This is a genomic window from Nocardia brasiliensis NBRC 14402, from assembly GCF_000308475.2.
In the GTDB taxonomy this organism is placed as follows: Bacteria; Actinomycetota; Actinomycetes; order Mycobacteriales; family Mycobacteriaceae; genus Nocardia; species Nocardia brasiliensis.
On record NZ_BAFT02000079.1, the window covers coordinates 165,048 to 180,149 of the forward strand.

General features: G+C 69.2%; 12 protein-coding genes. 5 read left to right on the forward strand and 7 right to left on the reverse strand.

Going from position 1 to position 15,102, the window contains the following annotated elements; genetic code table 11:
• Window positions 1-15: 15 nt before the first annotated feature.
• The 3 genes from TY25_RS28970 to TY25_RS28980 all read left to right on the forward strand — a co-directional run bounded on the left by TY25_RS28970 (window position 16) and on the right by TY25_RS28980 (window position 3,326).
• Window positions 16-387: a hypothetical protein gene (locus tag TY25_RS28970; RefSeq protein ID WP_146153991.1), complete on the forward strand. Its 372-nt coding sequence runs from the start codon at window positions 16-18 to the stop codon at window positions 385-387.
• Between the two features lie 204 nt (window positions 388-591).
• Window positions 592-1,938 (forward strand): hypothetical protein, encoded by a 1,347-nt coding sequence (locus TY25_RS28975; RefSeq protein WP_042261229.1) that lies wholly within the window; start codon window positions 592-594, stop codon window positions 1,936-1,938.
• A complete protein-coding gene (locus tag TY25_RS28980; RefSeq protein WP_042261230.1) occupies window positions 1,938-3,326 on the forward strand; it encodes an outer membrane protein assembly factor BamB family protein in 1,389 nt (462 codons plus the stop codon). Before TY25_RS28975 ends, TY25_RS28980 begins: the two co-directional genes overlap by 1 nt.
• An 11-nt stretch (window positions 3,327-3,337) precedes the next feature.
• Here the strand turns inward: TY25_RS28980 and TY25_RS28985 are convergent, their stop codons facing one another.
• The 7 genes from TY25_RS28985 to TY25_RS29015 all read right to left on the reverse strand — a co-directional run bounded on the left by TY25_RS28985 (window position 3,338) and on the right by TY25_RS29015 (window position 12,523).
• A complete protein-coding gene (locus TY25_RS28985; protein ID WP_042261232.1) occupies window positions 3,338-4,417 on the reverse strand; it encodes a PQQ-dependent sugar dehydrogenase in 1,080 nt (359 codons plus the stop codon).
• A gap of 66 nt (window positions 4,418-4,483) precedes the next feature.
• On the reverse strand, window positions 4,484-6,241 hold the full coding sequence (locus tag TY25_RS28990) for a sensor histidine kinase (RefSeq protein WP_042261307.1): 1,758 nt from the start codon (window positions 6,239-6,241) through the stop codon (window positions 4,484-4,486).
• A gap of 79 nt (window positions 6,242-6,320) precedes the next feature.
• Complete coding sequence (locus tag TY25_RS28995; RefSeq protein WP_042261234.1) at window positions 6,321-6,968, reverse strand: response regulator transcription factor; 648 nt, start codon at window positions 6,966-6,968, stop codon at window positions 6,321-6,323.
• Between the two features lie 112 nt (window positions 6,969-7,080).
• Window positions 7,081-8,589: an alpha/beta hydrolase gene (locus TY25_RS29000; RefSeq protein WP_042261236.1), complete on the reverse strand. Its 1,509-nt coding sequence runs from the start codon at window positions 8,587-8,589 to the stop codon at window positions 7,081-7,083.
• Window positions 8,590-8,713: 124 nt separating this feature from the next.
• Window positions 8,714-9,715: an Acg family FMN-binding oxidoreductase gene (locus TY25_RS29005; RefSeq protein WP_042261238.1), complete on the reverse strand. Its 1,002-nt coding sequence runs from the start codon at window positions 9,713-9,715 to the stop codon at window positions 8,714-8,716.
• A gap of 130 nt (window positions 9,716-9,845) precedes the next feature.
• The gene (katG, locus tag TY25_RS29010) at window positions 9,846-12,071 is read right to left on the reverse strand and encodes a catalase/peroxidase HPI (RefSeq protein WP_042261240.1); all 2,226 of its coding nucleotides are present in this window, start codon (window positions 12,069-12,071) and stop codon (window positions 9,846-9,848) included.
• A 35-nt stretch (window positions 12,072-12,106) separates the two neighbouring features.
• Window positions 12,107-12,523 carry a Fur family transcriptional regulator gene (locus TY25_RS29015; protein WP_370466279.1) on the reverse strand — a complete coding sequence of 139 codons (417 nt, stop codon included), beginning with the start codon at window positions 12,521-12,523 and terminating at the stop codon, window positions 12,107-12,109.
• 235 nt (window positions 12,524-12,758) lie between these two features.
• On the opposite strand from TY25_RS29015, the gene TY25_RS29020 reads away from it, so the two are divergent.
• On the forward strand, window positions 12,759-13,769 hold the full coding sequence (locus TY25_RS29020) for an alpha/beta hydrolase (RefSeq protein WP_042261242.1): 1,011 nt from the start codon (window positions 12,759-12,761) through the stop codon (window positions 13,767-13,769).
• Window positions 13,766-15,102: MFS transporter (locus TY25_RS29025; RefSeq protein WP_042261244.1), on the forward strand; the 1,337-nt coding region annotated here is incomplete at its 3' end. The genes TY25_RS29020 and TY25_RS29025, both read left to right, overlap by 4 nt.

The following is a 15,102-nucleotide window of genomic DNA, read 5'->3' on the forward strand; positions in this document are numbered from 1 at the left end:
CCATAAGCTGCAGGGATGGCTGATTCTGCGGCGGACGGTGCGAGCGTCACGAGGATGGCGGGGTTGGGGGCCCTGGTCGCGGTCGTGCTGGCACCTGTGGCGGCCGCGCTGGTCGCGATCGTCTACCGGTTTCCGGTGCCGCTGTCGGGTTACGCCCGCGGGTTCGGTGGGGCGGGGGAGGCGGCGTTGGGAAGTTTGTTCTATCTGATCCTCGGTGGTGCTCCGGTGCTCGCGATCCTCGGGGTGTTGGGTGGTGTGGTCGCGGTTCGGGTGGCCGGTGCGGACCGACGTCGTGCCCGTATCCTCACGCTCGGTGCGGCGGCGGGTTCGGCATTGCTGGCGGCAGTCGCGTTGGCGGTGCTCGAAATCTTCATCGGCGCTTGGTAGTACGGGACCTGCCCGACGATTCGCCGGCCGTGGCGCGCCCGATGATGGGCGGGTTGCGCCAAGCGAGTCCGGCGTTCGTGAGGTTGGTCGTGCTCGCGATCCGTCGTCCGCCCGCGTAGCGCCGAACGCGCCTGCGCGATGTACGTCGTGCCGCGTTTGGTAGACATCCCCTGGAATGTCGACGGGCTAGGGAGGGCGTGACGCATGGACAGCGGTGAGAAAACCGACTCGGCCGAGCCCTCGCGCGCGGTGACCGGGTGGACAGTGGCTCTGATCTGTGTGGCGATCGTGGCCGGCGGCGTCATCGTGGGCGGGCTGCTGCACGAACGCGAGCCGGAGCTGACGACCGCGCCGGTGCCCGCGTCCAGCACGGAGGAGCCGTCGCGGGAACGGTCCTATGGCACCCCGCCGGTGGTGTTCCCGGTGGCGATTCCGGGTTGCGCCACCGTCGAGCCGCCCAGTGCGGGCACATCGATGGCCTTCGTGGAGTCGGCCGATTCCGGCTACGACAACCCCGCGTATCCGTGGTTCTCCGGTCCCAAGGCGGTCGCGATGTCGGAGGCGGCGCAGGATGCGCTGCCCGGTGAGGTTGAGCTGGCCTTCGCTTCCGTCGCGCATTCGCTGCGCTTCCGACCCATCACCGATCCCGAAGACTCCGGCGGGCCGTCCGGCTTCGGCGGCTGGACCAGTGCGGACGCCGTCCTGCGCCGGGGCAGTGCGACGGGAGATCTCAACCTCTCGGTGCGGCGCTCCACCGCGGCGGCTCCGCCCTGTGTGGCAGGCGATCTCGACGAACGCAAGCACCTGGCCGACGGGATCGTCGATGTCGACGACACCTGGTACGAGGTGGACGGCGTCCGCACCCTGTCGCGCACCGCGCACGCCTACCTGACCGACGGCACCGCGGTCACGGCCGCCGCCACCGACACCGATGGCGTGAACCATTCCGGCACAGTGCCGTTGAGCCTCGACGAGTTGGTCGCCGTGGTGACGGCACCGGGCTTGCGGGTCGGCGCACCGGTGCCACCCGGCACACCGGACGTGCCCGAATCCTGCAATGGCGAGACCGAGGGCGGCGGCACGATCGATCAGGCCACGGCTCGCAGGCTGGACGCCGTGCTGGCCGGGATCCCTCTCGACGGCCTCACCCTCGACCGGCCGTTGGGACAGTTGCGTCCTGCGGATTTCGGCGGCAACGGGGTGTGTCAGGCGGTCCGGATCACGACGCCGGGGCAACAGTCGCGGCTGGAGGTCGCCGTCCTCACGGGGCAGCGTCTGCCGAACCTTTCGGCCCCTGCATCAGACGGCGAGCGCGTGACCTCGCGCCGGCTGCCGGACGGAACCGTCGTCGAGACGCGGGAGTCGCGTTTCACGACGACATCGACGCAGCCTGGGGCGCAACCTGTGCCGCAGCTCATCCGTTCGGTCACGGTCACCCGCGCGTCGGGCGCCCGGGTTCGCGTCGGCACCACCGTCGACGAGCCCGCCCCTGCCTTGACGTTCGAGAGGCTCGAGGCGATCGCCCTGACGCCAGGTCTCGAGGTCCGGTGATGCGCTCCGTTCCCGGATTGCGCGGACTGATCCTCGCCGCGGTGGCCGCCGTACTCACCACGGCGGGTGCGGTTTACGTGCTGACCCAGCCCGCGGACGGCGTCCGCAAGATCACCGGCACCGCGGCCGCGGCGCCCGGTCTGGCCTGGTCCGTCGCCGCCGCCACCCTCGGCGACGGCGGGCTGGAGTTCCGTGATCCTGTCGCGGGCACCGAATTCGACGTCGGCGGACCGGGATTCATCGATGCGGGCGACATCCTGGTCACGGTGATCGGCGTCGCGAACGGCGATATGGCGCTGCGGGATCCGATGCTGGCCGGCATAGATGCGCGGTCCGGCGCGGTGCGCTGGCGTGCACCCGCTCCCGACCTGCGTGGTTGCGCGGCGACCCCGGCCGACGGCCGAATTGTGTGTTACGCCAACGCTTCCGAGACCTCTGAGCTGATCGGCTACGACATCGGCAGCGGAAAGATCACCCGCACGCCCACGCCCTGGCTGGTCTTCGCGCTGGCGAACCTCGGTGATCGCGTCTATGTCGCCGAGGGCGATGTCGAATCCGACGACGTGCGGGTGCACGCCGGAACGTTCGCGGACCCGCAGGCGTACTGGTCCCGCGACTTCGCCATGGGCACGGCCTGGGAGGACCTGTCGGGCGACGCCCTGACGGTGACCGACGGTCAGGGCGTGCTCGCCCTCGGTGCCGGGCTCGCGGGATTCGATCTCGACACGGGCGCGCCCACTTGGACGGCGGAACTGAACGGATGCTCGCGCGCATCGGGCGTCCGTGGCGCAGTGGTCCAGCGCGTGCACACCGAGTGCGCTGGCTATCGGGTCACCGGCTCCGACCTGCTCGACCGCACCGGCCGGGTGATCGCGACGACCGATCACGCAGCCACACAGCCTCTTTCGATCGACAAACCGGCCGACGACACCGTCCCGGTGCTGCTCGCCGACAGTGCCCGCGATCGCCGCACCGGTGCGGTCGTCTGGACCAACTCGGATCTCGTCACCGCATCGCGCGCGACCGAGACCGGCAACACCAGCATGGGCACCGCGATCGCCGTCGTCGGCGAGGCTGCGTTGCTCCGAGATGATCAGGCGCACACCATGACCGGCCTGGACATGCGCACGGGCCACCGATTGTGGCAGGTCCGTGCCGAGCGCTACGGCACGGCAGCCGCCTGGGACGGGAAGGTGGTCGTCCTGTCCGATGCCACCGGCCTGTGGGCGGTTGACCCGAAAATCGGTGCGACGGTGTGGGATATCCCGTTCACCGCGGTGGACGTCACGCCCGAAGCGCTGAGCGGCGGCGGGCAATTGCGCGCCCGCTCCACGGGCCACTTCCTTTACGCCTCCGCCCGCACCCTGATCGCGTTACGTCCACTGTGACGAACGACCGCTCAGCGTGCCGGGAATCGGACGACGCGGTCGTCCCCGGTGCGAACGGTGCCGCGTCCGTCGGTGTTGGACGTGCTGACCCAGAGCGAGCCGTCCGGCGCGACCTGCGCGGTGCGCAACCGGCCGAAACGGTCCCGCAGCTGCGCGACGGGCTGGCCGAGGGTGCCGTCGGTGCGCAGCGGGATGGTCCACAGCCGCTGTCCGCGTAAAGCCGCGACGTACAACGTGTTCGCGGTGATCGCGAGCCCGGACGGCGAAGCTTCCTGGGTGGTCCAGGTGACCAGGGGATTGGTGTACTTACCGCCCTGGGTGTCGCCTTTGCCCTCGACGATCGGCCACCCGTAGTTGCGTCCCGCCTCGATCCGGTTGACCTCGTCGTAGGTGTCCTGGCCGAATTCGGTCGAGTAGAGCCGCCCGGTCGGATCCCAGGCCAAGCCCTGCACGTTCCGGTGGCCGAGGGTGTACACCGGCGAGTTCGGCGTCGGATTGCCCGGTGCGGGCCGTCCTTCGGGCGTCAGCCGGAGAATCTTGCCGTTGGGGCTGGCCGGATCCTGCGACCGCGGTTTCTGTCCCGCGTCGCCGGTGCCCGCGTAGAGCATGCCGTCGGGCCCGAACGCGATCCGGCCCCCGTTGTGTGTGCTCGCCTTGGCGATTCCGGTGAAGACCGCCTCGGGTTGGCCGTCCAGCCGGAAGCGCACGATCCGATTGTCCGCACTGGCGGTGAAATAGGCGTACACGTAGCCATTTTCGGCGTACTGCGGCGACACCGCGAGGCCGAGCAGGCCGCCCTCACCGCGCGCCACCACACCCGGAACGCGATACGCTTGCACCGGCTTGACGCCGGGTGAAATGCGCAGGATCACACCGGTATTGCGCTGCGCGACCAAGGCCGATCCGTCGGGCAGAAACGCCAGACCCCACGGGATGGCGATATCGCGCGCCACTTCCTGCGGGGCGCTGAGGTCGGGCACGCCTGCGGAGCGCTCGGCCTGCGAACCGGGTGTGGCCACGAAAGCCGTTGCCACCAAGAAGATCACCGCGGCACCCGCGTAACGTGCCGCACGTCGAAGTGCCGAAGTCATGACTAAGTAGAACCACATCCGGACGCTCGACTCGACTGGCGACGGAAGTGGGGAGGTGGCGCGGTGTCAGGACCGTGGCGGCTGGTCGGGCAGGGGCGCCGACCAGCGCAGGACGGTGCCGTGCAGGTCGTTGCGGCGGATCTCGAAGCTGCCGCCGGCTTGTTCGGCGCGGGCGGCGAGGTTCGCCAGGCCGCTCAGCCGCGGCGATTCGTCGGGTATGCCGGTACCGTCGTCGGTGATCGCGATGGTGACATCGTCACCGACCGCGAGCTGAACCGACACCGTCGACGCCGCCGCATGCCGGACGACGTTGCTGAGACCTTCGCGCAGCACCGCTTCCACGTCTTCGGACAGCGGCGGCGCCAAGACCGAGACCGGTCCGGCCAGCCGGACCGTGGTGCGCAGGCCGGTGTCCGCGGTCATCTCGGCGATCACCGCGTGCAGGCGCTTGCGCAGCGTCGGGGCGTCCGCGGCGGTGCTGCTGTGCAGGTCGAAGATCGAATGCCGGATCTCCTGCACGATGGACTGGATGTCCTGAATGGTTTCGGTGAGTTTGGCGGCCACCTCGGGCGTGCCCGCGCGTTTCGCCGTGCCCTGCAGCGAGAGCCCTACCGCGAACAGGCGCTGGATCACGTGATCGTGCAGATCGCGGGCGATGCGGTCGCGATCGGAGAGCACGTCGAGTTCGCGCATCCGCCGCTGCGTCGCCGCCAATTGCAAAGCGAGTGCGGCCTGGTCGGAGAAGGACGTGATCATCGCCTGCGCCGCGGCGTCGAGCGGTCGCGCGCCGGGCGGGCGCAGGGTGACCAGCACGCCGATCACCGCGTGCTCGGCCCGCAACGGAAGCACCAGTGCGGGACCGTGTTCGGCGGAACCGTCGAACTCGGGCTGGAACATCAGCTGTTCGCCACCCACCACCCGGCCGGTGCGGAAGGCGGTGCCGGAATGCGATCCGGTGATCGGAATGCGTTGTCCGGGTAGCTTTTCCGAGCCGGTACCGGCGGCCGCGACGATCAGCAGTTCGGTGAGCTCGTCGCGCGGGACGGCCGGGTCCTCGGGCAGCGCGAGGAACACGACCGCCGAGCGGGTGAGTTGCAGCGCCCGATCGGCGACGAGTTCGAGCACCTCACCCGGCTCGGTGCCGGCCAGCAGTTCGGTCGCCACATCCTGGGTGGCCTCGAGCCATTGCTGGCGGATCCGGGACTGCTCGTAGAGCCGGGCGTTGGCGACCGCGGTGCCCGCCGCGGCGGCGAGCGCCTGCACGACGACCTCGTCGTCCTCGGTGAATTCCTGGCCACCGGCCTTTTCGGTGAGGTAGAGATTGCCGAACACCTCGTCGCGCACCATCACCGGAACGCCGAGGAAGGTGTGCATCGGCGGATGGCTCGCCGGGAAGCCGACCGACGCCGGATGGGTCGAAAGATCGCGCAGCCGTATGGGTTTCGGGTCCTCGATGAGCACGCCGAGCACCCCGTGGCCGCGCGGTAGATCGCCGATCTGCACCCGGGTCCGGTCGTCGATGCCCTCATAGACGAATTCGGCGAGCTGCAGGCTGTCCTGCTCGGTTTCGCGGACGCCGAGTGCGCCGTAACCGGCGTCGACCAGTTCGATGGCGGTGTGCACGATGGTGCGCAGCGTGTTGTCGAGGTCCAGGCCCGCGGTCACCACCAGCATCGCCTCGATCAGCCGATCCATCTGATCGCGCACGCCGACGATCTCGGCGATCCGCTCCTGGACCTCCGCGAGCAACTCGCGCAGACGTAGCTGCGAGAGGGTTTCGAGCACCGGGCTCTGACCCGGGTCGCCGGGCCCGCTGCCTGCCATGCCGGTCATTTTCGCACGCGCGAACGCGCGGGCCTGCCGCGCCGGCCGACCGTTCCCGGGCAGGTCGGCGGTTCGCGAGTCATTCGCCCTTCGGCGGTGCATTGAGTTTGGAGGCGAGCACCGCCGCCTGGGTGCGCCGCTCGACCCCGAGTTTGGCCAGCAGCCGGGAGACGTAGTTCTTCACGGTTTTCTCGGCCAGGAACATACGCCCGGCGATCTGCCGGTTGGTCAAGCCCTCGCCGAGCAGCTCGAGCAGGGTGCGCTCCTGCTCGGTGAGGCCGGCCAGCGGGCCGGTTCTGGCCGCGGCCTCTTCCCGGAGTTTCGCCATGAGCGCGGCGGCGGCGCGATTGTCGAGTAGCGAGTGCCCGGCGCCGACCTCGCGAATGGCGTCGACGAGTTCGAGGGCGCCGATGTCTTTGACCACGTATCCGCCGGCTCCGGCCAGGATCGCGTCGAGCATCGCCTGTTCGTCGGTGAACGAGGTCAGGATGAGGCAGCGCAGGCCAGGGTGCTGGTCGAGTAGTTCGCGACACAGTTCGATGCCGTTGCCGTCGGGTAGTCGCACGTCGAGGACGACGACGTCCGGACGCAGTGCCGGGATGCGCGCCATCGCCTGGGATACGGTGCCCGCCTCGCCGATTACCTCGAGGTCGGCTTCGGCGTCGATCAGGTCGGCGACCCCGCGTCGCACGATCGCGTGATCGTCCACCAAGAACACTGTGACCATTGCGTTGCACCTTCCTGGGCCGTTATCTCAGCCTACGAAGATTTATCCGCCGCAGGCCCGGCGTCGGGCCTCGAATCGGTGACCGAAGTCCCTTGACAAACGCGGTCGCATCTCACCCTACGTGCGCGCAGCGCACCTCTCCGGGAGGCGGGGCCAGGTCGATCAGGTAGCGGAGCACGGGCTCGTCCACGCAGGCCACGCCGCTACCGAACGCGCCGTGCTGCACGCCTTCGTAGGTGATCAGCGGGGCCTGCAGGGCGCGGGCCAGCGCTACCCCGCCGGGATACGGTGTCGCGGGATCGCCGGTGGCGGCCACGACGAGCACCGGGGGCAACCCGGTCACGTTCGGGACGTGGGGTTGCGTCGCGGGGGGCACCGGCCAGAATGCGCAGAGGTCCAGCGGCGCTTGCCCGCTCGCCCGCCCGTCGTCGAATATGGGTGCGGCGGCCCGCATTCGGCGATCGAGTTCGGCCGCCGCGGCGCGATCGGTGACTCGGATCTCCTCCAGGCACAGCACGGCGTTGTGCAGACCGCGTGCCACCGTGCCCGGACGCGCGAAGAAGTCCGCGACCGCGAGCAGGGTGTCACCGCGACCTTGGGTGAGTTCGGTGAGTCCCCGGGTGAGCTGCGGCCAGGTCTCCGGCGTGTAGAGCGAATTGACGATCCCGGCCAGAGCATCGTTGTAACCGAGCCCGCGCTGGTCGGAAGTGGTCGCTGGTCGCTCGATCAGCGGGTCCACCAACGCACGCAACGAGATTCGTACTCGTGCCGGATCGGGGTCCACACCGATCGGGCAGGTCGGCGTCGTGACGCACGCGGCCGCGAAAGCCTCGAACGCGTGCTGGAATCCGGCCGAGAAGGTGACCTGGTCGATCATGTTCGTCGCCGGGTCGACGCCGCCGTCCAAGACCATGGCGCGGATGCGCTGCGGGAACAGCTCGGCCATGGTCGAGCCGAGCCGCGTGCCGTACGACCCACCGAAGTAGGTCAGTTTCGGATCGCCGAGTACTGCCCGGATGACGTCGAAATCCCGTGCCACATCGGCGGTTCCGACGTGTGTGAGCACGTCGAGGCCGGTGCGTTCGACGCATTTCGCGATGTAGTCCCGGTGTTCCTGCTCGGTCTGCGCGATGCCGGACGGGGAGAAATCGAGGTCCAGGTCGCTGCGCTGGGCCTGGAACTCTTCCTCGGTCAGGCAGGTCACCTTCGGCATGGACGCGCCCAGGCCGCGCACATCGACGCCGATCAGGTCGAAGCGTTGGGCCAGCGGCGTTTTCGCGAACACGGCCGGATACGTCAGGCCAGGGGCGCCCGGCCCGCCCGGATTGGTGAGCAGTGCGCCGATCCGTTCGCCGTCGGCCGGGCGACGGGAGATGGCGATTCGGGCGGTGGCACCGGTGGGTTCGGCATAGTCCAGCGGCACTTCGACATAGGCGCACTGATATCCCGCGCCCGCGATCTCGTCGGCGCCCTGGAATTCGGCGCACGAAACCCACTGCGGCGACTGCCGGTAGAACTTGTCCAACGCGTCGGGTGCCTGCTCGGAGCTGCCGCACGCCGTGCTGAACAGCAGCGCCGCGGCCGCCGAGATCGTCCCGATCCTGCGTGCCCGGATACGCATGGCCTACCCCCATCGCCGATCCCACCGGGAGTCATTCTGCCGCAACGAAACAGAACAGACCACCCGGCAGACTCCGGGGCACGGCGACCAACGGGTGACGCCGTGCCCCGGGCCGGTCCCGTCGTTATCCCTGACGAAACGACAGGATGTCGGAGACCGGGCGGCGCCGCGACAGGACGGGCACCTCGCCGTCGGGTGCGACGCCGATCCGGAGCACGACCTGCGGGGCGCCGGGATGGGGCAGCAGGTTCGCGATCGTCCTTCGGGCGGTGGTCATCTCGGTGATGTGGGTGAGCGTGCACGTGGCCAGCCCCGCCGCGGTGCCTTCCAGCAGCACCGCCGAGAGCGCCTCGCCCGTGTGCAACCACTCGCGCACCGAGTCGGCGGCGGAGCTGAGCACCACCAGCCGCGCACGGTCCTCGGTCGCCGCGCGGCGCTCGGACTGCGCCGTGGCGGGGAACGCGCGCCCGACAGGAACGCGAGCGGACTCCTCGCGGGAGACCATGGCGCTGCGCGGCACCCCGTCGACGAGATCGGAATGCCCGGTCCACCAGTGCAACTCGGCCTGATACTCCATGTCGTACCGATGCAGCGCGGTCGTGCGCTGCGCCGCGAGCGCGAGGCGCGGGCTCGCCGCCGGGCCGAGCACATCGAGTTCGATGTGATGTGGGTTGGTGAGCAACCGTGCGGCGTGCAGGAATTCGGGCCAGTCCCGCGGCGGCAGCAGCGGCAGCCGATCGGTCCGCCGTATCTCGATCACCCGCGCCCTGGCGTGCACGCCCGCGGGCGGGTCCGGCCAGGGGCGGAACGAGATCGTCGCCAGGCGATCGGGCCGGGCCGGGTCCGGTAGCCGGACGACGTCGGTGTGCCAGCCGCGCACGGCGAGCGCGGTGCGCAGATGATGCAGCACCGCCCCGCAGCTGATCACCAACTGCCTGCCGCGCGGGTCGGTCGAGGTCAGCAGCCGGTCGCCGTCTCGATGCAGATGCAGGTAAGTGCCGTCGAATATCCACTGCCACGGCTGCGTGTTGTGCACCGAGGGCGCCCGCCCCGCCAGTCGCACGGCCGCCGTGAGCGTCGGCCGATCCGGCGCCAGTGTCCGGGGGAGTGCGTCGCTTGCGGTCATGTATCGAGTGTCAAAGGATCAGGCCGACCGCCGATACGGGACTCGGACCCGAATCGGAAGGCCGAAGGTCACTCGCGGGCAGCACGAAAACAGGCCGCCCCCGAAGGAGCGGCCTGTTTTCGATCGACGATCAGGCGAGGTCGAACCGGTCGCTGTTGACGACCTTGACCCACGCGGCGACGAAGTCGTCGACGAACCGCTGGCCCGCGTCCTGCTGGGCGTAGACCTCGGCGATCGCGCGCAACTGCGAATGCGAGCCGAAGATCAGGTCGTTGGCGGTCGCCGTCCAGGTGGGCTGACCCGCGCGGACACCCTGGTAGACGTTCTCCGCCGACTCCGAGGCCTTCCACTCGACGCTCTGATCGAGGAGGTTGACGAAGAAGTCGTTGGTCAGCGTGCCCGGCCGCTGGGTGAACACGCCGTGCTCGGTGCCGCCGTAGTTGGCGCCCAGCGCGCGCAGACCACCGATGAGCACCGTCAGCTCGGGCGCCGTCACGTCGAGCAGGTAGGCCCGCTCGAGCAGTAGCCGCTCCAGCGGCGCCTTCTCACCGGCCCGCACGTAGTTGCGGAAACCGTCGGCCCGAGGTTCGAGCACCGCGAACGACTCGACATCGGTGTTCTCCTGCGTCGCGTCGGTGCGTCCGGGGGCGAACGGCACCGTCACGGCGTGCCCCGCATCCTTGGCCGCCTTCTCGATCGCCGCGGAACCGGCGAGGATGATCAGGTCGGCCAGCGAGACCTGCTTGCCGCCGGCGGCGGAGCCGTTGAAGTCCTGCTGGATCTGCTCCAGCACCGGCAGCACCTTGGCCAGTTCGGCGGGTTCGTTGAGCTCCCAATTCTTTTGGGGCTCGAGCCGGATCCGGGCGCCGTTCGCGCCGCCGCGCTTGTCGGTGCTGCGGAAGCTCGATGCGGAGGCCCAGGCCGTCTTGACGAGCTGCGCCACCGACAGGCCGGATTCGAGCACCTTGCTCTTGAGCGCCTCGATGTCCTGCTCATCGATCAGCGCGTGCTCGACGGCCGGCACCGGGTCCTGCCAGAGCTGCGGTTCGGGCACCCACGGGCCGAGGTAGCGGCTGATCGGACCCATGTCGCGATGCAGTAGCTTGTACCAGGCCTTGGCGAACGCGACGGACAGCTCTTCGGGGTGTTCCAGCCAGCGGCTGGTGATCTCCCGGTAGATCGGGTCCTCGCGCAGGGCCAGGTCCGAGGTCAGCATGGTCGGGGTGCGGCCGGGACCGCCGAACGGATCGGGGATGGTCCCCTCGCCCGCGCCGTCCTTCGGCTTCCACTGCCACGCGCCGGCGGGGCTCTTGGTCAGCTCCCACTCGTAGCCGTACAGGTTCTGCAGGAATCCGTTGCCCCACTGGGTCGGCGTGGACGTCCAGACGACCTCCAGGCCGCTGGTGATGGCGTCCTTGCCCTTGCCGGTACCGTGGGCGCTCTTCCAGCCGAGGCCCTGCTGCTCGATCGGCGCGGCTTCGGGTTCGGCGCCCACCAGGTCGGGGTTGCCCGCGCCGTGCGTCTTGCCGAAGCTGTGGCCGCCGACGATGAGCGCGGCGGTCTCCTCGTCGTTCATCGCCATGCGGCCGAACGTCTCTCGGATATCGCGCGCGGAGGCGACCGGATCGGGCTGACCGTTCGGCCCTTCCGGGTTCACGTAGATCAGGCCCATCTGGACCGCGCCGAGCGGACCCGAGAGCTCACGGTCACCGCTGTAGCGCTCGTCGCCGAGCCAGGTGTCCTCCGGACCCCAGAAGACCTCTTCGGGTTCCCAGATGTCGGGGCGGCCGAAGCCGAAACCGAAGGTCTGGAAGCCCATCGAGTCGAGTGCCACGTTGCCGGCGAACACCAGCAGGTCGGCCCAGGAGATCTTGTTGCCGTACTTCTGCTTGACCGGCCACAGCAGCCGGCGCGCCTTGTCCAGGTTCGCGTTGTCGGGCCAGCTGTTGAGCGGGGCGAACCGCTGCGCGCCCTGCCCGCCGCCACCACGGCCGTCGGCGATGCGGTAGGTGCCCGCGGCGTGCCAGCTCATCCGGATGAACAGGCCGCCGTAGTTGCCGTAGTCGGCGGGCCACCAGTCCTGCGAGTTGGTCAGGACTGCCGCGACGTCCGCCTTCAGCGCTTCGACATCGAGCTTCTTGAACTCTTCGGCATAGTTGAAACTCTCGCCGAGCGGGTTCGACTTGGACGAATGCGCGTGCAGCACCGAGAGATCGATCTGCTCCGGCCACCAGTCCTTGTTGGTGCGGGGGCGGTGGTCGGTCTGCGGCGTCGGGGACGGGATCGCCGGGTTCTCGCTCTCGCTCGCGCTGCGAGTTTCGGAATCAGGAGTAGGTGGACGGCTGTCGGACGTCACGGTATTCCTTCCTTGATGAGTAGTGCGGGCTGTGGTCAGGGACGTGGTGGAGCGGCGGTCTCCGCCGCGCAGTCGGGGCAGCGGCCCCAATAGATGACTTCGGCCTCGTCGATGGCGAAGCCGCTGTCGTCGGACGCGGACAGGCAGGGCGCTTCGCCGATCGCGCAGTCGACGTCGGCGATCCGGCCGCAGTGGCGGCACACGACGTGATGATGGTTGTCGCCGACCCGCGTCTCGTACCGCGCCACCGAACCGGACGGCTGGATGCAGCGCAGCAGGCCGGCGGCGGTGAGGGTGTGCAGCGAGTCGTACACCGCCTGGTGCGACACCGCGGACAGGCGTGAGCGCACGGCCCGGATGATGGAATCGGTGTCGGCGTGCGGGTGCTCGTGTACGGCGCTCAATACCGCGACCCGGGGTGCGGTCACGCGCAGCGAAACTCCCCGCAGCATCTGCTGGAATTCCATGGCCGTAGGCACGAACCAGAGTCTTGTCCGTTTTCTGGAATGAGTCAACCATTTGCCGCCGGGCGAATGCGGGTGCGCGCCCGTTGTGATCGACACCAGGAGCTCGCGGTGACGGTCGGTCAGGTGTCCCAAGGAATGCGGGAAGGCCGGGTCGGGGCGACCGGGGCCGGTTAGCGTCTGCGCACATCGGACGAGTGCACGAAGTGGCCGGAGGTGCCGCGTGGTCGATCGGAATTTCCGGGGCGCGTCGGTGCTCGCGGCGCGGTGCGCAACCGCGGTGCTGGTGGGCGCGCTGCTCACGAGCACCGCGCGCGCCGCGCCGCCGGTGACGGCCCCGGACGGCTCGCGCGTGCTGAGCTTCGCCGAGGGCCGGGCAGGCATCGACATGATCGTCCACTCCGCGGTGATGGGAAAACCGGTGGCCTTGAAAGTGCTTCGGGCACCGGATGATTCGATACCGGCGCCGACACTGTATCTGCTCAACGGCGCGGATGGCGGGATAGATCGAAATTGGGCCGACGCGACCGATGTCGCGGAGTTCTTCGCCGACAAACAGGTCAATATCGTCATCCCGTTCGGCGGCGAGGGCAGCTACTTCACCGACTGGCGCGCCGACGATCCGGCGCTGGGCAAGCAGCGCTGGGCCACTTTCCTCACGCGCGAGCTGCCGCCGATCGTCGACAACATGCTGAACACGACCGGCGCGAACGCGATCGCGGGCATCTCGATGGCGGGCACGGCCGTGTTCCAGCTGGCCCTGTCCGCGCCCGGGGTGTATCGCGCGATCGGTTCGTACAGCGGGTGCGTACGTACCAGCGACGCGCGCGGTCAGGCCGTGGTCAACGCGGTGGTCGCCAGTCAGCAGGGCAATCCGGTGAATATGTGGGGACCGCCGAGCGATCCCGCGTGGGCCGCCAACGATCCCTACCTGCACGCCGAAAAGCTGCGTGGCACAGCGATATACGTGGCCAGTGGGAACGGCAGTCCCGGGCCCTACGACACCGTCGACGGCGTCCGCGGCGATCTGCTGCAACTGACCTATCAGCTGATCTTCGGCGCACCGCTGGAGGCCATCGCGCACGTCTGCACCCGGCAACTGCGAGACCGGTTGCGGGAGTTGCGTATTCCGGCGACCGTCGACCTGCGCGCGACGGGCACGCACTCGTGGGGCTACTGGCAGCAGGACCTGCACAACTCCTGGCCGATCTTCAGTGCGGCGCTGAACCGGTGAGGGCGCTCGGCGCCAAGCTGCCCGATATCCGGCTTGCGGGCGGCCTCGATGCGTGGCTCGCGTTCACCGGCTGCCTCATCGCGGTGTTCATGCAGATGATCGACGTGACCATCGTCAATACCGCGCTGCCGGAGCTGACCGCCGACCTGAACGCGTCGGCGGCACAGCAGTTGCTGGTGGTGTCCGGCTATTCGCTGGCCTTCGCCTGCACCTTGCTGACCGCGGCGCGGATCGGCGCCATCCTGGGTCGTCGCGCCGTATTCCTGGTGTCGGTCACGGCTTTCACGGTGTTCTCGGTGTGGTGCGGAATGTCCACCAGCGCCGTGGAATTGGTGATCGCGCGCATCTTCCAGGGCGCCGCGGGCGCCGGCATGGCCGCGCAGACCATCGCCATCCTGATCGCGAGCTTCCCGCCGAGCCGGCACCAGCTGGTGTTCGCGCTCTACGGTGCGACCGCGGGCTTCGCGGGCATGCTCGGACCGATCGTCGGCGGCGCACTGGTCACGGCCGATATCGCCGGTCTCGGTTGGCATTCGGTGTTCCTGATGAACCTGCCGATCGGGCTGCTCGCCTTCGCGCTCGGGTACCGGTACCTGCGGCTCGGTAAGCCGCCGGAACGCGACCGGCTCGATCTGGGCGGCGTGGCGCTGTCCACCGTCAGCCTGTTCGCGTTGCTCGCCGCGCTCGTCGATATACAGCAGAACGGTTGGCGTCCGGTGCCTTTCGTGGTGCTCGCGGCGGCGCTGGCAATGGGCGCGGTGTTCCTCGCCTACGAGCGCAGGCTGGTCTGGCGCGGCGGCAGCCCGCTGGTGCGCCTGGATCTGTTCGCCGATCGGGGTTTCGCGATCGGCGCCGGACTGGTGGCGTGCTTCTTCGGGCTGTTCACCGCGTTCGTGTTCACCGTCTCGATCACCCTGCAGGACATCCTGCACTTCTCGCCGCTGCGCACCGGCATCGCGATGACACCGTTCGCGCTCGGCGCGGGCGCGGGTGCGCTCGCCTCGCCGTTTCTCGTAAAGCGTTGGGGAGTCAAGGTGCTCGCGGGCGGGATCGCGGGGTACGGCGGCTTGGTCGCGGTCGGTGCGGGATATCTGCGCCTGACCAACGGGGAGGTGAATCTGGCGCTGGCGCTCGGCCCGGTCTTCCTGTCCGGACTCGGCGTCGGTCTGTTCGGGGTGCAGTTGCAACCGCTGATGCTGTCGGGACTGCGGGAGCGTCAGATGGCCGAGGCGTCCGGTCAGTTGCCCACCATCGAGCAGATCGGCAACGCGGTGGGGCTGGCGCTGCTCAGCGTCGTGTTCTTTCGCGTCCACACGCTGGGCGGCAGCGTGCT